We start from the raw sequence: 22807 nt of genomic DNA on the forward strand, positions 1-22807 counted from the left end.
ACCGCGCTCCCGAACAAAATGCTTGCAGGTGAGCGGTTTTCGTGGTTACTCTTCCGACACCCCGACGACGAAGCGGAAGGACCGGGTGATGCGGACCCAGATCGAGCGCCCGATGCGCGCACACTTCGACCCTCCCGTGGGCGTGAACTTCTGGTCACGCGGCGGCGGCCCGTTCATGTGGCGCGACTTCGACGCGGCGCTTGTCCGAACGGAGCTGGAGGTGATGCGGCGGCACGGTGTCTCGTTCACGCGGTCGTTCTTCTTCTGGCCCGATTTCCACCCGGAGCCCTGGTCGATCGACGAGACGCGGTGTGCTGCCTTCGAGGAGTTCCTCGACTTGCACCAGGCACTGGGGATGACCACGATCCCGACGTTCTTGATCGGCCACATGTCCGGTCAGAACTGGGATCCGGCCTGGCGTGGGGGGCGCGACCTCTACAGCGACGTCTGGATGGTTGGGCGTCAGGCGTGGTTCATCCGCGAGATGGTGGCTCGCTTCCACGATCACCCGGCTGTCAGCGGGTGGCTGATCTCCAACGAGATGCCGCTGTACGGCGGCGGCGGCGGGCTGATGAGTCCCGCCGAACACGTCGACGGCGACGCGATCCGGTCCTGGGCAGAGCTCATGGTGCAAGCCGTCCGTGCGGCAGGTGGTCACCAGCCCGTCTCGTTGGGCGACGGCGCGTGGGGTAAGGAGGTCATGGGAGCGGACAACGGGTTCAGGCTTTCCTGGACCGCGCCGTTGGTCGACTGGATCGGACCGCACGCCTACCACATGAGCGACGACCTGCTCCGGCAGCACTTCATCCCGGCTTTCAATGCCGAGCTCTGCGCGGGGTACGGCAAGCCAGTCGTCCTCGAGGAATTCGGTGTGAGCGACTCGTTCGTCGCCGAGGACCACGCCGCCGACTACTACCGGCAGATCCTGTGGACGACACTCACCGCCGGCGTGACGGGATGGATCGCTTGGAACAACACCGACTTCGCCGCTGTCACACAGGAGCCCTACGACCACCGCCCCTTCGAGCTCTCGTTCGGCCTCACCGATACCACCGGACGAGCCAAGCCGGCGCTGGAGGAGCTCGCCCGGTTCTCGAGGACCGTCGAAGAACGGGGCCTCGCCGCTGCTCACCGCGCCCCAGCGCAGGTCGGGCTGGTCGTCAGCGGCTACTTCACCGAGCACCAGCCGTTCTGGTCCGAGACCGAGAACGACGCAATCCGCGCTGCACTGCTCGAGGCGTACATCGCCTCACGACTTGCAGACGCGCCACCGGCCATGGTCGCTGACGATGCCGCCATCCCGTCGGCGTCCTTGCTGATCGTCCCGTCCGCGAAGGCCATCACCACTCCCGGAACGCGAGCGCTCCTGAACGCAGCCGCCGCGGGGTCCACCGTCTGGGTCAGTCACTGCGTCGGAGAGACGTTGAACCAGCGCGCGTGGTGGTGGCCCGACGCCGACGAGGCGTTCGGCATCTGGAAGCGATCGCGCTACGGCGTCACGGAACCCATCACCGATGACCTCATCGAGATCCGTTTCTGCGCCGACTTCGGCGACATCCAAGAAGGCACCGTGCTGCAGTTCCCCGCCGGAGGTGCCTCGGAGGCGCGAGCGTTCCTGCCCGTCGAGGCTGAGGCGGCCCAGGTCGTGGCGCGGGACGGGCACGGACGTCCCGCGATCCTCGTGCACGAACGCGGCCTCGGACGCACAGTGCTCTCCACGTACCCACTTGAGCTCCTCTGCGCACGCACACCGCACGTCGACCACCGCCCGCTGGCTCAGCTCTACCGAGCGTTGGCCGTGGTTGCAGGCGTGTCAGCGCACGTCAGCACCGATGACCTCGACTCCTTCGCCGACACGCTCCTGACCGACGACGGCGGCGTCCACACAGTCGTCGTCAACACGGCCGGGTCGGACAGTGACACGATCGTCCGCCACGCCGACGGCGACACGGCTGCGGTGCATCTCCCCGCGTTCGCGGCAGTCGTTCTGGACCGCCACGACGATCTCGACCCTGATCGTGCACGCACGTCGATGACCGGGGTCGCCGCCGACGCCTGATCTGTCGACGGTCCCCTTTCCGCACCACCTTGCTCACACTCAACGATGAGAAAAGAGAACCCGATGACCATCATCCAGACCAGCCGGACCATTCGACGCAGGAGCGCCGCAGCGGCGGTCCTTGCCGCTGCGGTGGCGATCGCCATGACTGGCTGCTCCACTTCGACGACCGCGGACACGTCCGGTGGGACGACGAAGATCACCACCCTGAGTCTCTACTCCGGTAGCAGCCCGGCCGGGAAGTGGCTCAACGGCCTCAGTGCCGACTTCGAGAAGGCGAACCCTGGCATCGACGTGAGCAACGACTTCGTCGCACAGACCGATCTCCCCACGACGTACGGCAAGTCGATCGTCGCGGGCAACGAGCAGGACATCGTCATGACGAACCTCGTCGGTGATCCGACGACCTGGCTGCAGAACGGTGCCACCGTGGACGTGAAGAAGTACCTGAAGTCCTGGGGCCTCGACGACACGTTCTCGAAGTCCGCGCTGCAGGCGTGGACGAACACGAAGGGGCAACTGCAGGCCTTCCCCCTCGAAGGCTACAACTGGCCGATGTGGTACAACATGGGCCTCCTGAAGAAGGCGGGCATCGACACGCCTCCGTCGACGTGGGACGAGCTGATCTCTGACTCGAAGAAGCTCCGCGACACCGGCGTCCAACCGTTCGCCGTCGGCGCCGCCGACTACCCCGCGCCCGCCGTGATCACCCTCGTGGGCCTCGCGAAGATCGGCGAGAAGCGCTTGACGAAACTGTTCGCGACCGGGGACTGGTCCGATGCTGACGGCCAGAAGGTCATCGACGGCATGCTGCAGCTCCGCGACGCGGGTGTGTTCGATGACGACTCCGCCGGGATGAAGTACCCCGACCAAGTCGCTGCGTTCGGAGCCGGGAAAGCAGCGATGCTCTTCGACGGCTCCTGGGGGTACGGCAACGCCGCGACCTCGTTCGGGAACCTCGACATCCGGCTCGGCGGCTTCCCGCTCCCGAGCGGCAGCCCCGTCGACAAGCCGATCAGCTTCGCCGGCCAGTCCACCGGTGTCTGGATCAGCCCGAACGGCGAGAAGAAGGCCGACGCGGTGAAGAAGTTCGTGCAGTTCATGTACGAGAAGAAGAACCTCACCGCGTTCGCGAACCTCGGGTACGTGTCGCCGGCGAAGACCGGGACCCTCGACCTGGACACGAAGACCCTGCCGAAACTGAACGTCGAGTCGCAGGAAGAACTGCCGAAGGACACGTCCGTCTTCCAGCCCACCTACAACAGCCTTTCACCCACGGTGACCTCGGCGTTCTTCCGCGCGTCGACCCAGGCGTTCGTCAAGGGTGCGACCGCAGCGCAGGTCACGCAGAGCTTGGAGCAGGCATGGCAAGCCAACTGATCGAGTCAGTTGCGCTGCCGAGCACGATCGCTCGACGGCGCCACGTCCGCCGACAGCGGCGCAGTCAGGTCACCGAGGTGACGCCTGCGCTGGCGTGGTACGGGCTGTTCATGGTCCTGCCGCTGCTGGCGATGATCGCGCTGAGCTTCTTCAACTGGAACAGCCTCGTCGCCCAGCCGCACTTCGGCGGCCTGACCAACTACCGGTACCTGTTCCAGGACGAGATCCTCCGAACCGCCATCGTCAACACCGTCCTCTACGTCGGCGTCGGGCTGCTGCTCATCATCCCCGGCGGGTTCCTGCTCGGCTTCTTCCTCAGCCGACGACCACCTGGCCACGCGGTGCTGTCGGTGATCCTCTTCACACCGTGGATCGTGTCAGCGTCCGCGCGGGCGATGATGTTCACCGGCCTGTACCAGCCGTCCGGCGCGATCAACAGCATCCTGGGTGCGGTCGGGCTCGGTGGTCTGCAGCACCTCTGGTTGTCGAACCCGTCGACCGCGCTCTGGTCCGTCATCGCCACGGAAGCATGGGCCGGTATCGGCGCGACCGGTGTCATCTTCTCTGCTGCCCTCGGCCGGATCTCGCCCGAGACGTACGAGGCCGCGCGGCTGGACGGCGCGGGCGTCTGGCGGGAGATGTTCTCCATCGCATACCCGATGACGAAGGACTTCGTGGGACTGATGACGATGTTGCAGTTCCTCTGGCTCTTCCTCGGATCGGCGGGAACCGTCCTGCTGCTCACCAACGGAGGGCCGGGCTCGAGCACGATGACCCTCGCCTTCTACCTGTACGACCAGGCGTTCGTGTCCGGGCGGATCGGCTACAGCCAGGCGATCGGTGTCGTCGGCCTGCTGGTCGGGCTGATCGGCATGGGCGTCATCCGATTCGCCTTCCGGACCAGGGAGTGATGATGCAATCACGTGTCACCCGGGTGAAGCGATCGCTGGGATGGACGGCGGCGTACACCCCCGTCGTTGTCTACGCGATCCTCATCCTGCTGCCCCTCTACTACCTGCTGGTCAGCGCGTTCAAGTCGAACCTCGATATCACCCTGAATCCGCTCGGATTGCCGTCTGCGTTCTCGTTCGAGAAGTTCCTCGACGCGAACCGGTCGGTCGCGCTGCTGGCGTCGTCCGGCAACTCGCTCGGCGTCGCTATCGGTTCGGTCGCCCTCACGATCCTGCTCGCCGCTCCGGCGGCGCACGGGATCGCTCGCCGTGCCGGTGCCTTCTCGACCTTCGCGCAGGTTGCGTTCGGCTTCGCGTTCCTCATTCCGCAGTTCGCCGTGCTCGTGCCGACGTACCTGTTCGCGGTGAAGACGGGGCTGATCCATGCGCCGCTGCTGTTCCTCGTCCTGTTCTACGCGGCGATGAACGTTCCGTTGGCGGTGCTGCTCATGATCCCGTTCTTCCGAGCGGTGCCGAAGGAGATCGAGGAATCGGCGGAACTGGACGGGGCGACGGCGGCTCAACGGATGCGGCACGTCCTATTGCCGATCGTCACCCCGGGGCTGTCCACTGTCGCGATCTTGTGCTTCCTGTCCGCCTGGAACGAGTACATCTTCGCCCAGGTGATCACGACCAACACCTCCTACACGGTGCAGGTCGCGCTGCCGCTCCTCCGCAGCGAAGGGGCGTTCCAAGGCGCCGACGTCGACCTCGGACGGCTCGCCGCCGGAGTCGTGATCAGCGTTGTCCCGGTCTTCGTGTTCTACGCCATCCTTCGGCGACGACTCATCGACGCCTTCGCAGCCGGGGCGGTGAAGGGGTGAACCCGTGCTCGGGTGAGCTCTTACCGCGGTCCGTGCGGTGACCAGACGTCCGCCCTCGACCGGGCGGACGGAGCGGGATCCCTGATTCATCCCGCTCGGGGAGTGGTTCTCCCCGCGGCGGGGCCGCGCGGACGGGACACGCGGCCCCGCCAGCCCCGATGGGGCTCGCGATTACGAGCGCGCTCGGTCGGCGCCTGGCTCACCGAGCTCCAGGTGCAGCACCGGGTACGGGCGCCCGGCCTCGTCGGTCGGACTCCGTCCGACCGTCCGGAAGCCCCGGCGGGTGTAGAAGGAGGCGGCGTCCGGGTTCTGTTCGTTGACGTCCAGGCGGGTGACCCCGTGCTCGCGGACCGCCCGAGCCAGCAGGGCGGATCCGACACCCCTCCCGTGGTGGTCGGGGTCGACGAACAGCATCTCGAGGACGCCGTCGAGCACCCCAGCGAACCCGATCGGCTCGCCGCCGGACTCGGCCACGACGAGCGTCACCGCCGGGAGGTACGCGGTCGCCAGCTGCGCCTCGATCGCATCGCGGTCCTCGTCGGAGAGGAAGTCGTGCGTGGCGTCGACGGCACGCCGCCAGATCGCACCGAGCGCCGGGTACTCCGCTGGGTCGCCCGCTCGGAGGGCGAAGGCGGGCCCACTCCGGTCGTCGAACTCGCCGCGCAGCACCGCCCAGGTATCGAGCGTGGTCCACTCGCCCTTGAACCAGTCCGCCTCGACGGCGCGTCCCTCGTGCCGGAACCCGAGGCGCGAGAAGAGCCGCCCCGCCGCGGCGTTGCGTCCGTCGGTCACGGCGAACACCCGGTGCGCGCCCTGCTGACAGAACAGCCCCTCGACGAGGCGACCCATCGCTTCTGCTCCGGCGCCGACGCCTCGCGACGCCGGCGCGAGGGTCATCCCGACCTCGTACGTGTCCGGCTGGTCCGCGACGGCGTGGACGGCGAGGTCCCCGACGAGCGCGGACGTCGTCCGGTCGCACATGGCGATCTGGAGCCACTCGCCAGACTGCGCACGCACCGTGCTCGGCTGCGATGCGAGGAGTGCATCGGTATCCGCCTCGGACCAGGCCGGCGTCCACGACTGGAACCGTGCGGTGTCGGGGTCGCGACGGTAGGCGGTGAACGACGAGCCGTCGATCGCGCCGAGCGGAGCGAGGGTGAAACGGTCGGTCGTCATCGGGAACTCGAGCACGGCGTGCACGCTACCGGCCGGTGCGGTCGGCGTCGAACCGAATCCGCTAGAACAGGTTCCCGCTGCTGGCGACCTGAAGCGTGCCGACGGCCGCGGCGAGGACCACGAGCACGCCGACCAGTCCGACGAGTTCGCCTCTTCAGGAACGTGATCGGGCTCGCCGCGGTCCACGAATCGACTAGTCGCCCGGGCGGCAGTCCAGGAAGGTCAGTGAGCGTCCGACCACTTCATTGCCGATGATCCCAACGGGGAAGGAACACCGCGCACGAAGTCCCAGGGTGGGGTGATCTGCACGAAACTCGGAAAGGCACTGGTGCGTCCGAACGGTCCGTCGATCTGCACCGTGTCAACGGCGGCGAGCCCAGCGCGAAGGTCGGGTCCGGCCGTGATTTGGTTCGGGTTCGGCCCGAATGACTGGACCCAGGTGCAGACCCGTGCGAGGTCGACGTGCACGTGCCAGGAACCGCCATCGGTCGCCTGCCGGGTCAGCGCGGTCTCGATCCCTGCTGCCAGAAGGAACCCGGCGACGTAGTCATTCAACAGGTACGTCGGCGGAAGAGCGGCACGCTCCCCGCCGCCCTCTTCAAGAGCGAAACCGGTCGCGGAGCAGGCGAGCTGATCGAACCCGCCTCGGTCTGCCCACGGCCCGCGGTCGCCCCAGCCGTGTACGTCGGCGAAGACGAGCCCCGGGTGTCCGGTGGCGAGCTGTGCTGCGTCCAATCCGAATCTGGCGAGGTGGCGGTAGCTGTGGATGACGATGTCCGCACCGGCGAGAACGTCCTCGAACTGCGCCTTGCCCGCTGCTGTTCGAAGGTCGCAGAACGCGTTCCGCTTCCCGACGCCGGTCTCGATGATCATGGCGTTCGGGTCGGCCCGGTCGGGACGCGACACGTGGAGGACGTCTGCACCAAGTTCCGCGAGCAGACGAGCGGCAATTGGCCCGGCGATCACATGCGTGAAGTCGATGACGCGGACACCGGACAGCGGTGGGCCGGACGGCGCGAGCGGCGCACGGTGGACGGGGGAGGCGTCACCGGTGCGTTCGAGGCGCACCAACGGTTCTCTGGCGATCGCGTGCCCTGCGGCCGACGCCGCCCACTCCTCTCGGGACCGCACCATGGTGGCCGTCCCGCCGGCGGCAACGATTGCTTCCTCGAGTGCGAGCGCGTCCCAGCCCTTGGCTGCTGCCGCGATCCGATCAGCTCCCGGCGCACAGTCGAGCACGCGAAGGGCTCGATCGCGCAGGTGCGGGAAGGACAGGAGAATGAAGATCTCGCGGCCGTCACGGCAGGTGTAGAAGTCGCTGTCCCCCAACAGATGCGGGTCCTCCATGGTGGCCGCGGCTGGCACGTCACCTATCCGCGTCGCAAAGACAGCCATGAGCTGCAGCAGCGCATCCTCGGTCCGGACGCGCACAGATCGTGTTGGACCGCCTCGCAGCGCACCGAACCCCGCTGCCGCCGACCCGTGTGCGGCCATCGCTGCCGCCATGCACTCGGCGAGCCGATGTGGGGACGTCGTCTCGGGCTCGGAGCCAGCGATCTCCGCGTTGGAGAGATCGAGGGAAAGAACTTCGGACAGGTACTGAAGCGGCGTGGAGTTCATACGCGAAGCCTCGGGCCACCGATGGTGCAGATCACAGAATTGCCGCATCTGCGGCACCCTGAACACATGAGTCTCCATCGCAGCGTCGACCGGATCGTCGACGTACTCGACATGGTGGCCCGCGCGGACGTCCCGTTGACGGTGAGTGAATTGGCGCGCCGACTGCGCATCCCGAGGTCATCCGTTCATGACATCGCCCTCGGGCTGGTGTCGCGCGGCTGGCTCATCCGCACCGAGCGTGGACTCAGTATCGGGCCGGCTCCTTTGGTTCTCGAACTCCTCGCCGCGCGGCACGTCCAGTGGGCCAGGATCGACGTTGACGCGATCGCGGAACGCTTCAACACTGCAAGTGCGATCGCCGTTCTCCTCGGCCGCCACGTCGTCTACACCGCAAGATCGCAGCGGCCCTTCGACGAGCGCCTCGCTGTCGTTGCTGATCAGTACCTCCCGAGGAACCCGCTCACAACGGCGGCCGGGCGGCTCCTCCTAAGTGCTGCGCCAGAGGACGTGCGTGCAAACGTGCTTCGCGACGCGCGCCCAGCGCATCCGGAGCTCGTCGACGAATACGAACGGGTCCTGCCCACCATCCGGCGGCGACGAACGGCGTGGAGTGACGGCCTCTCACAAGAACCCGTCGCTGCGGTCGCGGTCTTCCCTGACCGAGACGACCGCGGAGCGCTCGTCCTCTTCGGCCGCCGAGGCATCGACACCGCACTCCTGAAGACCGCAGCCCACGAACTGACGAGCAACGGCCCATCATGAAGCCGCGACGCGTCGTTCGCGGATATCGACAGCCCGCGTACGAGCGCCGAACGGCTCGCCCCAGCTGGCGCAGCACGCCCCGAACACGGGCGATTCGCCGACGGAGGTGTTCGTTCGTCACATTCTCGGCACCAGTCACACGCCGATCGTGATCACGAGTTCGAGTCCGATACTGATCTGATGACACCACCGCTCGTCTCGGACGTCGCTCACTCCGGACTCACCGTGACCGACCTGGACGACGCCTTGTCGCTGTGGTGATCCGGGCTCGGTTTCACTGTCGAACGCGTCTTCTCACTCGACGCAGACACGACGGCCGCGACCACCGGCGTCGGAGAGGGGCGACGATCCGCGCAGCTACGGTCACGCTCGGCCACCAACGAGTCGAGCTCCTGCAGTACATCCCGCCCGAGCCGCCGAAGCGAGCGGGCTCCCCGGCGCGCATTGGCACGGCGCACATCGCGCTGACGGTCTCGGACCTCGATCGGGTGCTCGAGTTGTGTGCCATACACGGCTGGCGACCAGTCGGGACGCCACACCGGATGACTAACGGTGCCCGCGCCGGCACGCGCATTATCTATCTCGAGGGTACGCACGGCGGATTCCTCGAACTGATCGCACCCCCTCACCGGACGCCCTCTCGTCAGGAGCCGAGTGCCGGTTGAGACCGCTTACTTTCCGGATGCTTGTCTCGTCGGATGGATCTCGGGATTGCCGGCGACCGGGATCTCGCGCGAGGTCGCGGTCACCATGCGAGCTGCGTGTCGTCCTCGAAGACCGCGCCGGTGGGGCCGTCAGCAGGCAGGGTCGCGAGTCGCACCGCCTCAGCCGCACCCTCATCGGGGGTGCGCGTGCCGCGGAAGCCGTTGAAGTCCGTTGCGACGTGTCCAGGGGCGGCGCCGTTGATCTTCAGCGTGGTGTCCGCGAACTCGCGTGCGTAGTGCACCGTGATGGCGTTGACCGCGGTCTTCGAGCTCGAGTACACCATCGAGGGCTGCCCCACCCAGGCCCCCGCCTCGCCGATCGAGCCGCGCTTGCTCGTCACGTTCACGATCCGAGGCGCCGCTGCGTTCGTCAGCAGCGGCAGGAACGCGGCGATCATCCGCACGACGCCGAAGACGTTGACCTCGTACACGTTCTTGAAGTCGTCGACGGTCTCCTCGCTCGGCTTGGGCAGGTCCTCCAGCGGCCGGAACGTGAGCGTGTTCACGCCGGCGTTGTTCACCAGGACGTCGAGCCGACCGAACTCGTCAGCGACATCCGCGACGAGAACGTCGATCTGGTCCTGATTCGTCACGTCGAGAACGACCGGGCGCACGTCACCGTCGACGGTGACGGCGGCTGCCTGGCCGACCTCGGCGCTGCGCGCGCCGAGGAGGACCGTGAAACCTTCTCGCGCGAGACCGCGGACGATCGCGATCCCGATGCCCTTGTTCCCGCCGGTGACGAGCGCGACCTTCTGCATCCTGTTTGGCGTTGTCATGTCAACAGCATGCTCGCTCCGTGTTGATGCGTCAACAGAGGGTCGATAGAGTCGCTTCATGACCGCGCCGCTGACCGAGCACGAGCAACGCCTCTGGCATGCGTGGAAGACCGCAGCGGACACCGTCCGGCAGCGGGTGGCCGAGGACATCAAGGCTGGCTGCGGGCTTTCCGATCAAGACTTCGGGATCGTGACCCGACTCGTCGAGCTCGGGGGCGGCGAGCTCCGACAGAACGACCTCAGCGCCTCACTGCAGTGGGATCGCACCCGTCTGTCCCACCAGCTCACGCGGATGGAGAAGCGCGGACTCGTCAGCCGCACCGCGGTCGATGGCGGCGTGCTCGTGCGGATCACGGACGAGGGAGTGCGTCTCGTGCGTGTGGCCCGACCGATCCACGCCGACGCGGTCCGGAAACACCTCCTGCAACGCACCGAGGGCACCGACCAGGCTGCGCTGGTGCGAGTCCTCGAACACCTCGCGCTCGACAGCCCACCAGCGCCATCTCGATAGCCGGTCGCTAATGGGGCACGGGGACGAGGCGTCAATTGCCACAACTTGCCCGTGTGCTAGTTGACCTGGGCATTCCGTATGGCGGTCCCGCAAGAATGCCCGGTGAGGGGTGCCAAACGGTACATGCCCTAGCGCTCCTCGCGGGCCGCGATGAAGAAGAGGGGGGCGGTGGGGCGGCAGGCTCGGGACGACCAAACTGACATAAGAGGCTCGTATCGGCCGGCCAGTAGTAGGAGCGGCCGAACCGCCAGTGTCGTGGCGGTTCGGCCGGTCTGGGTGCTCGGGGGTGCGGGTCCCCTGAGGAAGTGTGTTTCGTGTCAGTGTGCGGCGTTGTATGCGTCGCGGACTGCTTGGCTGATGCGGCCGCGGCTGGAGACGTCGTAGCCGTTTGCGTTCGCCCACTCGCGGATCTTCGCAAGCTCGTCTGGGTTGCCACGTTTCGGTGCGGTGCTGCCGGGGTTGCGGGTCTGGCGGCCGCTGACCTTTCGCGCTGCGGCCACGTAATCCGAGAACGCTTCGCGGAGTGCGTCAGCGTTGTTGGCGGTGAGGTCGATCTCGTAGTGGTTACCGTCGAAGGAGAACTGGACGGTCTTGCCCGTGCCTTCTTCGATGGTGTCCCCGGTGAGATCGTCGATGAGGTGAGTGGTGACCTTCTGTGCCACAGAATTCTCCTATCAAGAGAGGCGGGAATGTCCATTGTTGCAGAGGATGGAAAATAGTGGGTCAGTCTAAGGAGAAAGACAGGTTCCTTCTCGACCATAAGGACGTTCCATATATCACTGAGCGTGTGAAAGTCACCGCACGTCCCTTTCTCCCAGGAGACTCGCAAGCCAAGCTCGACGCGGCCGCGGTGGAACGTTTCGTGTCGGCCACAGCGGGCGATCCTGACACGCGTATGGCCGTACTCGGAGTACTTCGGACACACGCGGCGAACGGCGCTGAGGTGGTGCTCTCCGGGACTGCGTTGCTGATCTCGGTTGCCGGCGTGATCCTCGCGGCTCTCCGGGGTGGTGCTGGCGATGGCTGGTCTGTTCTCGTCTCCGCGGCTGAAGCGGCTGCCCTCTTTGGTGTCGTCTTGTGGGTACTCAAGCGAGCTGGAGCCGCACACGTCCGCAAGCTCACTGCACTGGCGTGGTTGGGCGCGTACGAGGACGCGTTGCGGCGTGAGCCGCGGCCAGCGCGTTCTCGTTGGTTGGGTAAGTGACCCAGCAGGTCAGCGTGAACACTCACTGTTGGTGTCGTGTGCCGGCGATCGGTCCTCGTTTAGCCTGATCCGTATGAACTCTTCGGGACTGCGTGCGCAGCAGGTCGACCCTCGGGACGTACAGACGGAGTACGAGACCTCCGTGTATCGGGTGTATTTCGTGGACAGCAATGGGTCAACCGACGAGTACAGGCTCGAGGGTGCTGACGACGTGCGGCAGGTTCTTGCGTGGGCTGACGAGCACGCGGCGGGGCGCGGGTTTGACCTCTACGTGGAGACCGAGGGGCGCACTGGCAAGCGCCTCGATTTGCTCGTTAAGCAGCGGTGACACAGACGGGGAGGTGCCCACGAGAGTGGATACCTCCCCGTAGCCCCGTGTGTCCTAAAAGATCGCGGCGCTGGCCGCCTGACGACCGAGGACATGCAGACCATGACCGACAGCACGTCGAACCCGCCACGGTGGGAATGGGCGAGGCCGGCCGCCGAGCCATCCCAGCCGGCCGACGTGTTCGCCGGGCCTGCGGACTACGACGAGCTCGCAGCGCCGCCGGCGCCAGCGCGTGAGATCCCGATGGGGGAGTTCACCGAACGGGAGTGGGCGATCTTCCGAAAGGGACAGCGGTGGGGCTGGGAATCCCGGCAAGCCGAGGTCGACACCGCGTGGAACGCCTACAACGCCGCTGACTTCGACGCCGACCGGTACTACCGAGCCGCGTACGACCCCCACAACCACGACTGTGCAATCCACGCCAACAAGGGCCCGTACCAGGGTGCTCGCACCCGCCTGTTGCAGTGGGACTACTGGCCCGAGGAAGAAGAACAGCTCCCACCCGATCAGCATCAAGGGGATACGAGGCTATGACCAGCACCACCGCATTAACCGTCAGCGACGACATGAACGTGACCCTCCGCCGCGATGGGCGCTGTTCGGGGTTCAGCCCCAGAACCCCGTGTGGGTGGCGGCGGCTTCTTCCTCGAGGAGTGGCCCCGTGATGGTGATGTCTCGTCCGCCGTCTGCGAATACGAGTCTGCAGGGGTGGTTGAGCGTCGTGTTGTCGGGGTGGTTGCCAGTGAGGGCCAGGAGGCCAATTGCAGCGACCGCCGGCCGTGCGGCCCCCACTCGCAGATCCAGCCGCCAAAGCCGAAGCCGTCGCAGCATTAGACCCAGGCCTCAGGCACGCTCATGCAGAGCACTGGCGGGAACCCGGTTCCCGGATTCCCGCCAGCAAGTCACCGCTTCGCGGCGCTTGTTACTTGCTCTTCTTGTGCGAGGTCTGCGTGGTGCTGGGGTGCGACTTTGCGTACTTCGACGTCACGTACTTGCCAGTGATCGAGCTTTGCGACGAACCGCTGCTGCTCTTGCCGGACTTGGCCATGACTCCGCGCTCCTTCCTGCCGCGAACGAGCGGACGGTCCACCCTCTTCGACACCACCATGGCCACTCGGTAATCGCGCATGTTGTGATGCGACACGCCGCTGACCACTACATGTAGTGGTTGGCGGCGCAATCGGTGGTCGCGGGAGATCCGTGGCGCTTAGAATCCGCCGGCGGGCCGCGCCTGGTAGTGCTCCTCGAGCGCAGTGATCTCGTCGGGAGTGAGGTCGATGTCGACCGCGGCGGAAGACCATCCGAGGCCTGCGGCCCCTCCTGGCTTGATGGAGTTGTCTAGTTCTGCCGTCACCAGGAGGCCTCTGTGTCCCACGCTAATGCCCGTTTGACGGTGCACGGACGGCGATTGCTCGTCGCTCGTGGCATTCAGGACCACCGTCCCGTCGCTCATGTCGCCAAGGAGCTCGGCGTCTCGCGGCAGTGTGCGCACCGTCGCTCGTAATCTGAACGAGTACGGATTGGCGATCGTCGCGCGACGTAGAGCGTTTGACGAGCTCGTCGGCTTCAAGTGTCTTGATGCGGTGAGCGATTCAGCTCTTGTCTAAGCCCGAGCCGGTTCGGAGGATCCGCGCTTGCAGGCGGCCACCGGGGGCGGTCGATAGCGCTTCGAGGATTTTACAGTCCGGCGGAGTTCGTCGCATGACGCTCGATCGTGTGGCTCACGTCACGGCACCGACCTCTTGGCTGAGCTGTTGCAGTGCCCGCCACAGCCGTTCTTCGCTTTGGGAGAGATGCCCGCGTCAGGCTACCTTCATGATGCGACACGCGGTCGGATCCGCAGCGTCACGACCTGGAACGGCCGTAGCCCGAGCCGGACACGCCCACCGTCCTTCGTGAAGCGGCGGGCCGTGAGGGTCGGATCGGTGAGCGGACGTTCACGGAGGTCCACCTGCTCGACCGAGACAGCATCGATTCGGAGGTCGAGTTCTCCGTCGGTGCGAGCACCCAGTGCTTCATACACACGCACGATGACATCTCCGGATCGGTCATCGGCAAGCTTGACGGATTCCACCCGAATGCCGGAGGAAGTTGCAACGACAGGAGCACTGATCACGGCCGCCGCAGGTTCTCCTTTCACGACGCGGAGCGGCAGGTTTTGGTCGTACCCGCTTGCGACAACGTCCGCGATCGATGCTCCGGGGTGCACGGCGTAGGCGAAAGTGTGATGGCCGAGGTCCTGCTGAGGGTCGGGCGACTGCGCGCCGCGGACCAGGCTGAGGCGGATCTCGGTTTCCACCTCACCAGTGCTGCCCACGTGACGGGTGATGTCGTGCCCGTAGGTGCCGGCGTTCGTGACGCCGATGCCGTAGCCAGGCTCCTCGACGTGCACCCAGCGGTGTGCCATCACCTCGAAGCGGGCGTCGTCCCACGAGGTGTTCGTGTGCGTCGGGCGGCGCAGGTGCCCGAACTGGATCTCCGCACTGTGATGCTGCGCGTGCACGACGAATGGCAGTGAGGCCTTGAGGAGCTTCTCGCGTTCGCGCCAGTCCAGATCGATCCCGAGGTGGACGCGCACGTCATCGGCGTGTACTGCGATGGTCTGCACGAGCTCGGAGGAACCGAACAGCCGGCGGATCCGCACCGTAGCGCGCAGGTCACCGTCGGTGACGAGCTCGACGGACTGTGCACCCCGCAGCTCGATGAACGAGTTCCGGTAGTGCGCATCGATGTCCCAGGCATCCCATGCATTCGGGAGGTCCTCGTGCAGGTACAGCAGGTTCGCGGCGCGGTCGGTGGGCACGAGCTCCCGATCGTGTGCGAGGTCGACGATCGAATCGATGAGTCCCTCACTGTCGACGTGCACGCGCACCAGGCCGTTGTCGAGCACGACGCCGATCGCGTCGTGCGTGGCGGTCACCGGATTGGTGGGTGTGAGGACCGTCAGCGGAGAGAGCGCGTGGGCGCGGGCCTCGACCACCCCGACGGGTGCGCCAGTTTCGTCTGCAACGAGTTCACGTCGGTCGTGGTCCGCCGCGTTCACGACGACGCCGACCGCTCCGAGATAGGAGAGCGCGCGCAGGATGAGCTGATCGATCTCGGCGTGGTTCCGCCGGTAGGTGTCCTCGTTCTCCTCGTGTACCCATTGGATGGACGAACCGGGCAGGATGTCGTGGAACTGTTGGAGCAGCGTGGCCTGCCACAGCTCGTCGAAGCACTCGTATGGATATGCGGCGCCCTGCAACGCTGCAGCGGTCCACCACAGCTCGGCTTCACGAAGCAGGTGCTCGGCTTTCCGATTGCCGCGCTTCTCGCGGGCGTGCGAGGTGAACGTCCCGCGGTGCAGCTCGAGGTAGAGCTCGCCAACCCAAGTCGGTGCGTCGGGGTACTCCTCGCGGGCCCGGGCGAAGAAGTCGTCGGGGCGCTCGATCTCGACGCGGGGCGAGCCCTCGAGTGACTCGACCCGGCGCTGGCGCTCCATCATCTCGCGGATCGGTCCGCCGCCGCCGTCGCCGTAGCCGAAGGGCACGAGGGAAGTCGTCGCTGCACCCTTCTCCCGGAACTGCCGAACGGCGTGATGCAGCTCCTCGCCCTCGAGCGTCGAGTTGTAGGTGTCGATCGGCGGGAAATGCGTGAAGATCCGCGACCCGTCGATGCCCTCCCACCAGAACGTGTGGTGCGGGAACGTGTTCGTCTGGTTCCACGACAGCTTCTGGGTGAGGAACCAGTCGAGTCCCGCGAGCCGGGCGATCTGCGGGAACGCGGCGGTGTAGCCGAAGGAGTCGGGCAACCAGATGCCGTGCGTCTCGACGCCGAGCTCGTCCGCGAAGAACCGCAGACCCTGCGTGACCTGACGCACCATGGCCTCACCGCCGGGCAGGTTGCCGTCCGGCTCGATCCACTGTGAGCCGACGACGATCCACTGCCCGCGGGCGATGGCAGCCTTGATGCCCTCGAACACCGCGGGGTAGTGCTCCTTGACCCAGGCGTACTGCTGGGCGCTCGACGCCGCGAACTTGAAGTCCGGGTACTGCTCGGCCAGTGCCAGCACGTTCGAGAACGTCCGGCCGGTCTTGCGCTTCGTTTCCCGGATCGGCCAGAGCCAGGCGGAGTCGATGTGCGCGTGCCCGATACCGCTGAGCCGGTGGGCGGACGGGTTCGCCGGGCTCGCGAGAGCGCCGGCGAGCTCGGCCCGGGCCGCGGCGGCAGTGCCGACGATGTCGTCGAGCGCGAGGGCGTCCATCGCACGCTCGAGGTCGCGGAGCACCTCCTGGCGACGCGGATCCGTCTCCGGCAGCTCCTTGACCATTTGGAAGAGCACCTCGACGTCGAAGCGCAGCGCCCAGACCTCAGGCTCGAAGACCGCGAGTACAGCGGTGCGGAACGTGTAGATCGGCGTCTCGGGTGCGGTCTTCTTCGAGCCGAACCGCGTCGGGACGAACTCGTTGACGAGGATGTCCGGGTTCGCCGCGGCCTCGAGGTAGAGGTGCACCTGCTCGCCGCCCTGCGCCTCGTCGGCGATGCGGAGGTAGTGGTTGCGGGGGTGGATGCCCTTGATCGGTGTGCCGTCCGGCGTGTGCAGGAGTCCTTCGGCCTGGTTGCCGGGCCAGTCGCCCTGGAACCCCGGGTCCACGAGGAGCTCGACCGTTCGGCCGGCCCATTCCGCGGGGACCGTCCCGGTGACCTTGAACCACCAGGTAGACCATGCCCGGCCCCACTGCTCGCCGACCGCGAACGGCTGGTACTCGGCCGTCAGTGCCTCGGCCGCGGGCACGGGTTCGTCCGGTACCTGCCACGCGGCGAGGTCGACGGGCGTCCTGGCCTGGTGGACGGCCGGGACGATGCGTTCGTTCAGGACGCGCTCGATGCGCGCCTCGACGAGCTTCTGGTTCTGGTGCATGGGCGGGGTCTCCACGGGCGGGCGCCTCCAGGTCGCGGATCAGGAACGACCTGGAGGCGCGGTTCAGGAAAGGTAGGACAGGTGCGGGAATGAGGAGCGCGCGTCCTCCAGCAGGGCGCGGGCGACACGAACGGAGTCGACGAGCGGGTGGTGCGCGAGGGCGCGTAGCGCTGCTGCCCGGTCACCGTGCAGCGCCGCCTGGACGGTCTGGCGTTCGACGTACTTGACGGTGGTGACCGTGCCGAGTCCGAAGTCCGGGACACGGGCGCCCGGGATCGGGTGCGCTCCGGAGGCGTCCACCATGCAGGGGATCTCGACGACGGCGTCGTCGTCCACACCAGTGAGCGCGCCCCGGTTCCGGACGTTGAGGATGAGCCGGGCGCGCTGGTCGTACGCGATGCCGCGCATGAGCGACAGCGCGACGTCCTCGTAGCCACCCGAGGTCATGTCCTCGACGTCGCGCTCGCCCATGCCGGCGGAGTCCCGGTTCGTCGCCATGTAGCTGGCTTCGCGCTCGTTGCGGCTGTCCTGCCACGCCCGGTAGGGGTGCTCGCACGCGCCGGCGACGGTCCAGAAGCGGTCCTGCTGCTCGACGAGGTACCGGGCACGGGTGTGCGGTGCGTACTGGTCGGCCTGCAGGACGTCGCGGCGATACGAGTAGTAGTGCAGGTACTCGTTGGGCAGCGCGCCGAGGGCCTGGATCCACTCGGCGCCGAAGAGCTTGCCCTCTTCGAAGGACTCGATCTTGCCGACGTCCGCGAGGACCTCCGGCAGGCGGTCGACTCCGTCGACGCGCACGGCGGTCAGCCAGCCGAGGTGGTTGAGGCCCGCGTATTCGAGCTCGACGTCGGGGCCGTGCTGGACACCGAGGGTGCCGAGCGCCCGCCGGGCGAGGCCAATCGGGGAGTCGCAGATGCCGATGACCCGCTCGCCGAGCACCGTGGACATCGCCTCGGTCACGACGCCCGCGGGGTTCGTGAAGTTGATCACCCACGCGTCGGGGGCGAGCCGCTTGACGGTGTGCGCAAGCTCCATGACGGTGGGCAGCGTCCGGAGGGCGTAGGAGATCCCGCCGAATCCGACGGTCTCCTGCCCGATCACGCCGTGCGACTGGCCGATCCGTTCGTCGGTCGCGCGGCCCTCCATGCCCGCGACCCGGATGGCCGAGAAGACGAAGTCCGCGCCGGGCAACGCGTCCTCGACGTCGGCATGCACGCTCACCGTGGGCGCGTCTGGCACGCCTTCGGCCTGGTCGGTGAGGATCCGCGCCATCGTGCGGAGGCGGTCGACGTCGACGTCGACGAGTGCGACTTCCGTGACGCGGCCGGGCTCGTGGTCGCGCATCAGGGCGGAGTACACGAGCGGTGTGCGGAAGCCGCCACCGCCGATCATGACGAGCTTCATGCGACGATAACCTCCACGCCGTGCGCGGCGAACGCGGCGGCAACCGGGACCGGCGGTTCGTCGTCGGTAACGATCCGCACGATCGAACTAGGCAGGTCGATGCGCGCCGCCCCGGTGCCGGGGAACTTGTTGCTGTCGGCGAGGACGGTGACCTCGTCGCACGCATCCGCGATTGCCTGCTTGATGGGGACCTGCGCGATCGTGGTATCGCGCAGGTCCCCGGTTGTCGAGATCCCGCTGACGCCGAGGAAGGCGTGGTCGGCGCGGATCAGTCGGAGCGAGTCGGTGGTCAGGTGCCCCGAGACCGAGTGGTAAACGGGGTCGTAGTCGCCCGGCAGGAGCACGAGGTGTACGGCCGGGTCGTCCTTGAGGAGCTCGAACACGGCCATGTTCGCCGTGATCACGGTGATCGGACGGCCGCGGAGCAGGTCGGCGAGCTGCAGCACCGTCGTGCCGATGTCGAGCACGATCGTGTGGCCGTCCTCGACCAGGCGCGCCGCGGCCTCGGCGATCCGGCGCTTCGCAGTGCGGTTGACGGTCTCGACCTCGAGGAACGGGGAGTCGCCCTCGTGGGCGTCGGGGAGGACGGCGCCACCGTGCGTCCGCCGCAGCAGACCGGCGTCGTCGAGGCGCTGCAGGTCACGCCGGATCGTCGCGACGCTCGACCCGGTGGCGGCGGCGAGGTCGGAGACCGACGCGGCGCGCGACGTCCGGAGGTGGTCGAGGATGGCGAGATCGCGGATGTCCTTCACGCCGATCAGCATACCGATCAACTTCGCTCAAGATGCAATTGTTTTCAACCAAAAAGATGCGTGTATTCGATCGAACTGTGTTAGAAAGTGCTCACACGCCGACCGATGGAGCAGCGATGGACGACCGACGAACTTCGAGCACCGATGCCGACGTGCTCGTCGCGGGCCTGCTCTTCTTCGACGCGGTGTTCGCCGACCTGCCGCACGGCCCTGTGCTCGGACAGGAGCACTGGACTCCGCACTTCGCCTGGACACCAGGCGGCATCGCGAACTTCGCCATCGCCGCCGCGCGACTCGGTGCGTCCACGGACGTCGCCGCGGTGATCGGCGACGATGAGCTCAGCGGCCTCTGCCGCGCCGCGCTCGCCCGCGAGGGGATCGGCACTGCGTTGCTCCGCCGTGCTCCGGGATGGTCGATTCCCGTAAGCGCCTGCATGGGCTACGACCACGACCGAGCCATCGTCACCGGCGGGACGGCGGCTCCCGTCCCGCTGCCGGAACTGCTCCCAGCGCAGGGCGGACGGGTCGCCGCCCTGCACGTCGACGAGACGACCGCCGACTGGGTCCGGACGAGCGCGAACCGCGGGACCCGGGTCTTCGCCGACGTCGGCTGGGACACCACCGGGTCGTGGGACCCCGCCCTGCTCGACGCCGTCGACGGTGCCTACGCCTTCACGCCGAACGACCGCGAGGCCATGGCCTACACCCGGACCGGCGACGCCCGTACCGCCGCCCGGACCCTCGCCGAGCGGGTGCCGCTCAGTGTCGTCACGCTCGGCGGCGACGGCGTCGTGGCCGTCGACTCGTCCACCGGCGAGGAGGTCATCGCGCCGCCCGTCCGAGTGCGCGCCGTCGACGCGACCGGTGCCGGCGACGTCTTCTGCGCAGCGCTCGCGGTCGCGTCCCTCGAGGACCGTCCACTGCGCGAGCGCATCGACTTCGCGGCGCTCGTCGCCGCGATCACCGTGTCCCGACCCGGCGGCGCCTCGACCGCGCCCCGACGGGACGAACTCGCACCGTGGCTGGCTGCCAACCCGGCCGCCGCGGACCGGGACCGGTACGGCTTCGTCACCACGGGCCTCCCGGCAGCGACCGCCGAACCGGCGGACCGCGCCCACTGAACCCCCAGCTCCGCCACCCCAGCCCCACCAGCAAAGCCCCATTAGTTTCCCCGCTCTTCCTCCCCCTTCCACCCGACCACAGGAGACTCCATGCGCACCACCACGAAGCGACGCCGCACCGCCGCGGTCCTCGCCACCGCGGTCGCCGCGGCACTCATCCTCTCCGGCTGCTCCGCCGGATCGTCCGCCTCCGACGGCAAGCTCACCGCGTGGCTCTGGCCCGGCGCCCTCGGCGACTCCGTCGTCTCGAGCGCGAAGAAGGAGTTCGCCTCGGACAAGCTGCAGGTGAACGTGATCGGCGGTGACTTCAAGCAGAAGCTCGTCACGACGTTCACCGGCAAGACGAACGTGCCGTCGATCACCGGCGTCAAGGGCGAGGACATGCCCTACTTCCTGCAGCAGTCGAGCCTCTTCACCGACCTGAAGTCGCTCGTCCCCGCGTCCTACCTCGCGCAGTTCCCGAAGTGGAAGCTCGCCGAAGCCACCACGTCGGACGGCAAGCTCATCGGCATCCCGACGGACATCGGTCCCTCGGCCCTGTTCTACCGCGAGGACGTCCTCGCCAAGGCCGGGCTGCCGAGCGAGCCCGCAGCGGTCGCCGACGCCACGAGCACGTGGGACAAGTACTTCGCGTTCGGCAAGCAGCTCAAGGCGAAGACCGGGGCCTCGCTTGAGGTGTCCATGGGCGACGTCTTCAGCTGGTCGATGGCGCAGGCCGACAGTGGCTTCGTGAGCAAGTCGGGCAAGTTCACCGGCGACAGCGCGACGGTGAAGGAGGCCTGGGACCGCGCCGTGACCGCCGAGAAGGCCGGCATCGTCGCGAACATCGAGGACGGTAGCCCGGACTGGGCGTCGGCTGTCAACCAGGGCAAGATCCCGACTGTCATCGGCGCGGCGTGGCACGCCGGCGACATCAAGAGCGCCGCACCTGACACCTCGGGGAAGTGGCGTGTTACCGCGACCCCGGGCGGCCCCGGCAATGCGGGCGGCTCGTTCCTCACCATCCCCGCGGCGACCTCGGACAAGAAGGCAGCCCTCAAGGTGATCGAGGCGCTGGTCGCCCCGTCCGCGCAGGCCACCACGTACAGCCAGGTCGGCAACTTCCCGTCCTCGTCGAAGGCCCTCTCCGAGTCGGCGCTGACCAAGGGCGACTCGTTCTTCGGCGGACAGGACACCGTTTCGGTCTTCCAGAAGTCGATCGAGTCGATGCCGACGAAGTACACCAGCCCCTACGACGCGCAGGTGTCGGCCCCGTACCTGGTCGAGCTGACCAACATCCAGGGCGGCAAGGACCCGGACCAGGCGTGGAACGACGCGGTGAAGGCCGCGAAGTCAGCCCTGGAATCAGCGAAGTGACCGCGTCCGTCGCGCCGTCGCTGGCGGGGCCGGGTCCCACGACCCGGCCTCGCCGGCGGGGCATCCGCCGCACCTGGCCGATGTACCTCGCGGTCGCACCGTTCTTCATCCTGTTCCTCGTCTTCGGGCTCTACCCGACGATGTACTCGCTCGTCCTGTCGTTCCAGGACTGGAACGGACTGGGCGACCCCACGTGGGTCGGCCTCGAGAACTTCCAGAAGCTCTTCACCGACCCGACGTTCTACCTCTCCATCAGGAACACGTTCGTCATCTTCGCGCTGTCGACGTTCCCGATGCTCGTCATCGCGATCGTCATCGCCGCGATGCTTAACAGCGCCGTCCGCTACAGCACGGCGTTCCGGATCGCCTACTTCATCCCGAACATCACGTCGGTCGTCGCGATGGCGGTGCTGTTCGGCTCGATCTTCGGGCAGAACTTCGGGCTCGCGAACACGCTGCTGCACGCGATCGGCCTCCCCGCCGTCCCGTGGCTGAGCACGCCGTTCGGCATCCAGGTCACGGTGTCGCTGCTCATCACGTACCAGTGGACCGGGTACAACGCGATCATCTTCCTCGCCGGCATGCAGTCCATCGGTGGCGAGGTCTACGAAGCCGCGAAGATCGACGGCGCCGGGGCGTTCCGGAGTTTCTTCTCGATCACCCTGCCGCTGCTGCGTCCCACAGTGATCTTCGTGCTCGTCGTCAGCACCATCACCGGCCTCCAGAGCTTCACGGAGGCCCAGGTTCTCACCACCACAGCCGGCTCGACGAACAGCGGTGGTGCCGGGCAGGGCGGCCTGACGATGGTCCTGTACTTCTACCAGCAGGCCTTCGGCTTCAACCGCTTCGGGTACGGCGCCGCGATCGCCTGGGGCGTGTTCCTCATCGTCGTCGTGTTCACCATCATCAGCTGGCGGTTCACCGCCGGCCGGAAGGAAGAGGCACGCTCGTGACCGCCCTGACCCGCCCCGCGAACA

General features: G+C 67.2%; 20 protein-coding genes and 1 pseudogene. 13 read left to right on the top strand and 8 right to left on the bottom strand.

Annotated features, from left to right (window positions below):
* Nucleotides 1-88: 88 nt before the first annotated feature.
* From J2X60_RS11245 to J2X60_RS11260, 4 genes are all read left to right on the top strand, one after another.
* Nucleotides 89-2059 (top strand): cellulase family glycosylhydrolase, encoded by a 1971-nt coding sequence (locus J2X60_RS11245; RefSeq protein ID WP_309887479.1) that lies wholly within the window; start codon nt 89-91, stop codon nt 2057-2059.
* A 63-nt stretch (nt 2060-2122) separates the two neighbouring features.
* Entirely contained in the window at nt 2123-3439 is a 1317-nt protein-coding gene (locus J2X60_RS11250; RefSeq protein ID WP_309887481.1) for an extracellular solute-binding protein, read from the top strand.
* Complete coding sequence (locus J2X60_RS11255) at nt 3424-4350, top strand: sugar ABC transporter permease (RefSeq protein ID WP_309887483.1); 927 nt, start codon at nt 3424-3426, stop codon at nt 4348-4350. Before J2X60_RS11250 ends, J2X60_RS11255 begins: the two co-directional genes overlap by 16 nt.
* Complete coding sequence (locus J2X60_RS11260; protein ID WP_309887486.1) at nt 4350-5213, top strand: carbohydrate ABC transporter permease; 864 nt, start codon at nt 4350-4352, stop codon at nt 5211-5213. Before J2X60_RS11255 ends, J2X60_RS11260 begins: the two co-directional genes overlap by 1 nt.
* A gap of 171 nt (nt 5214-5384) precedes the next feature.
* Here the strand turns inward: J2X60_RS11260 and J2X60_RS11265 are convergent, their stop codons facing one another.
* Together J2X60_RS11265 and J2X60_RS11270 are read right to left on the bottom strand one after the other, a co-directional pair.
* Nucleotides 5385-6404: an acetyltransferase gene (locus J2X60_RS11265; RefSeq protein WP_309887488.1), complete on the bottom strand. Its 1020-nt coding sequence runs from the start codon at nt 6402-6404 to the stop codon at nt 5385-5387.
* Nucleotides 6405-6611: 207 nt separating this feature from the next.
* A complete protein-coding gene (locus J2X60_RS11270; protein ID WP_309887490.1) occupies nt 6612-8009 on the bottom strand; it encodes a CoA transferase in 1398 nt (465 codons plus the stop codon).
* 66 nt (nt 8010-8075) lie between these two features.
* Between J2X60_RS11270 and J2X60_RS11275 the strand changes: the two genes are divergently transcribed.
* On the top strand, nt 8076-8771 hold the full coding sequence (locus J2X60_RS11275) for a helix-turn-helix domain-containing protein (protein ID WP_309887492.1): 696 nt from the start codon (nt 8076-8078) through the stop codon (nt 8769-8771).
* Nucleotides 8772-9028: 257 nt separating this feature from the next.
* The gene (locus tag J2X60_RS19060; protein WP_396127791.1) at nt 9029-9436 is read left to right on the top strand and encodes a VOC family protein; all 408 of its coding nucleotides are present in this window, start codon (nt 9029-9031) and stop codon (nt 9434-9436) included.
* A gap of 80 nt (nt 9437-9516) precedes the next feature.
* Here the strand turns inward: J2X60_RS19060 and J2X60_RS11280 are convergent, their stop codons facing one another.
* Complete coding sequence (locus J2X60_RS11280) at nt 9517-10254, bottom strand: SDR family NAD(P)-dependent oxidoreductase (protein ID WP_309887494.1); 738 nt, start codon at nt 10252-10254, stop codon at nt 9517-9519.
* 58 nt (nt 10255-10312) lie between these two features.
* Between J2X60_RS11280 and J2X60_RS11285 the strand changes: the two genes are divergently transcribed.
* Complete coding sequence (locus tag J2X60_RS11285; RefSeq protein WP_309887495.1) at nt 10313-10765, top strand: MarR family winged helix-turn-helix transcriptional regulator; 453 nt, start codon at nt 10313-10315, stop codon at nt 10763-10765.
* Between the two features lie 317 nt (nt 10766-11082).
* Here J2X60_RS11285 and J2X60_RS11290 read toward each other — a convergent pair whose 3' ends face one another.
* Entirely contained in the window at nt 11083-11427 is a 345-nt protein-coding gene (locus J2X60_RS11290; protein WP_309887503.1) for an Lsr2 family protein, read from the bottom strand.
* Nucleotides 11428-12042: 615 nt separating this feature from the next.
* Here J2X60_RS11290 and J2X60_RS11295 point away from each other — a divergent pair.
* Nucleotides 12043-12297, top strand: coding sequence for a hypothetical protein (locus J2X60_RS11295; protein ID WP_309887504.1), 255 nt, complete (start codon nt 12043-12045; stop codon nt 12295-12297).
* A 102-nt stretch (nt 12298-12399) separates the two neighbouring features.
* Entirely contained in the window at nt 12400-12831 is a 432-nt protein-coding gene (locus tag J2X60_RS11300; protein ID WP_309887507.1) for a hypothetical protein, read from the top strand.
* 673 nt (nt 12832-13504) lie between these two features.
* On the opposite strand, the gene J2X60_RS11305 is transcribed toward J2X60_RS11300, so the two are convergent.
* Nucleotides 13505-13651, bottom strand: coding sequence for a hypothetical protein (locus J2X60_RS11305; protein WP_309887509.1), 147 nt, complete (start codon nt 13649-13651; stop codon nt 13505-13507).
* 12 nt (nt 13652-13663) lie between these two features.
* Here J2X60_RS11305 and J2X60_RS11310 point away from each other — a divergent pair.
* Nucleotides 13664-13792 (top strand): annotated as a pseudogene (locus J2X60_RS11310) (IS481 family transposase); the annotation flags it as partial.
* 318 nt (nt 13793-14110) lie between these two features.
* On the opposite strand, the gene J2X60_RS11315 reads toward J2X60_RS11310, so the two are convergent.
* The 3 genes from J2X60_RS11315 to J2X60_RS11325 all read right to left on the bottom strand — a co-directional run bounded on the left by J2X60_RS11315 (nt 14111) and on the right by J2X60_RS11325 (nt 19353).
* The gene (locus tag J2X60_RS11315) at nt 14111-17197 is read right to left on the bottom strand and encodes an alpha-mannosidase (protein WP_396127792.1); all 3087 of its coding nucleotides are present in this window, start codon (nt 17195-17197) and stop codon (nt 14111-14113) included.
* Nucleotides 17198-17260: 63 nt separating this feature from the next.
* Nucleotides 17261-18601 (bottom strand): 6-phospho-beta-glucosidase, encoded by a 1341-nt coding sequence (locus J2X60_RS11320; RefSeq protein ID WP_309887513.1) that lies wholly within the window; start codon nt 18599-18601, stop codon nt 17261-17263.
* Nucleotides 18598-19353 carry a DeoR/GlpR family DNA-binding transcription regulator gene (locus J2X60_RS11325; protein WP_309887515.1) on the bottom strand — a complete coding sequence of 252 codons (756 nt, stop codon included), beginning with the start codon at nt 19351-19353 and terminating at the stop codon, nt 18598-18600. Before J2X60_RS11325 ends, J2X60_RS11320 begins: the two co-directional genes overlap by 4 nt.
* A gap of 116 nt (nt 19354-19469) precedes the next feature.
* On the opposite strand from J2X60_RS11325, the gene J2X60_RS11330 reads away from it, so the two are divergent.
* The 3 genes from J2X60_RS11330 (at nt 19470) to J2X60_RS11340 (ending at nt 22783) form a co-directional block, all read left to right on the top strand.
* Nucleotides 19470-20474, top strand: a complete 1005-nt coding sequence (locus tag J2X60_RS11330; RefSeq protein WP_309887518.1) for a PfkB family carbohydrate kinase — start codon at nt 19470-19472, stop codon at nt 20472-20474.
* A gap of 90 nt (nt 20475-20564) precedes the next feature.
* On the top strand, nt 20565-21830 hold the full coding sequence (locus J2X60_RS11335; RefSeq protein WP_309887520.1) for an extracellular solute-binding protein: 1266 nt from the start codon (nt 20565-20567) through the stop codon (nt 21828-21830).
* Nucleotides 21827-22783 (top strand): sugar ABC transporter permease, encoded by a 957-nt coding sequence (locus tag J2X60_RS11340; protein ID WP_309887522.1) that lies wholly within the window; start codon nt 21827-21829, stop codon nt 22781-22783. The genes J2X60_RS11335 and J2X60_RS11340 overlap by 4 nt, the downstream gene beginning before the upstream one ends.
* Nucleotides 22784-22807 lie beyond the last annotated feature (24 nt).

Origin of the sequence: Curtobacterium sp. 320, from assembly GCF_031455235.1 — a bacterium.
GTDB lineage: Bacteria > Actinomycetota > Actinomycetes > Actinomycetales > Microbacteriaceae > Curtobacterium.

Coding starts and splice junctions, on each gene's coding strand:
- J2X60_RS11245 (WP_309887479.1), top strand. CDS start 89: ATGCGGACCCAGATCGAGCGCCCGATGCGCGCACACTTCGACCCTCCC.
- J2X60_RS11250 (WP_309887481.1), top strand. CDS start 2,123: ATGACCATCATCCAGACCAGCCGGACCATTCGACGCAGGAGCGCCGCA.
- J2X60_RS11255 (WP_309887483.1), top strand. CDS start 3,424: ATGGCAAGCCAACTGATCGAGTCAGTTGCGCTGCCGAGCACGATCGCT.
- J2X60_RS11260 (WP_309887486.1), top strand. CDS start 4,350: ATGATGCAATCACGTGTCACCCGGGTGAAGCGATCGCTGGGATGGACG.
- J2X60_RS11270 (WP_309887490.1), bottom strand. CDS start 8,009: ATGAACTCCACGCCGCTTCAGTACCTGTCCGAAGTTCTTTCCCTCGAT.
- J2X60_RS11275 (WP_309887492.1), top strand. CDS start 8,076: ATGAGTCTCCATCGCAGCGTCGACCGGATCGTCGACGTACTCGACATG.
- J2X60_RS11280 (WP_309887494.1), bottom strand. CDS start 10,254: ATGACAACGCCAAACAGGATGCAGAAGGTCGCGCTCGTCACCGGCGGG.
- J2X60_RS11285 (WP_309887495.1), top strand. CDS start 10,313: ATGACCGCGCCGCTGACCGAGCACGAGCAACGCCTCTGGCATGCGTGG.
- J2X60_RS11295 (WP_309887504.1), top strand. CDS start 12,043: ATGAACTCTTCGGGACTGCGTGCGCAGCAGGTCGACCCTCGGGACGTA.
- J2X60_RS11300 (WP_309887507.1), top strand. CDS start 12,400: ATGACCGACAGCACGTCGAACCCGCCACGGTGGGAATGGGCGAGGCCG.
- J2X60_RS11315 (WP_396127792.1), bottom strand. CDS start 17,197: ATGCACCAGAACCAGAAGCTCGTCGAGGCGCGCATCGAGCGCGTCCTG.
- J2X60_RS11320 (WP_309887513.1), bottom strand. CDS start 18,601: ATGAAGCTCGTCATGATCGGCGGTGGCGGCTTCCGCACACCGCTCGTG.
- J2X60_RS11330 (WP_309887518.1), top strand. CDS start 19,470: ATGGACGACCGACGAACTTCGAGCACCGATGCCGACGTGCTCGTCGCG.
- J2X60_RS11335 (WP_309887520.1), top strand. CDS start 20,565: ATGCGCACCACCACGAAGCGACGCCGCACCGCCGCGGTCCTCGCCACC.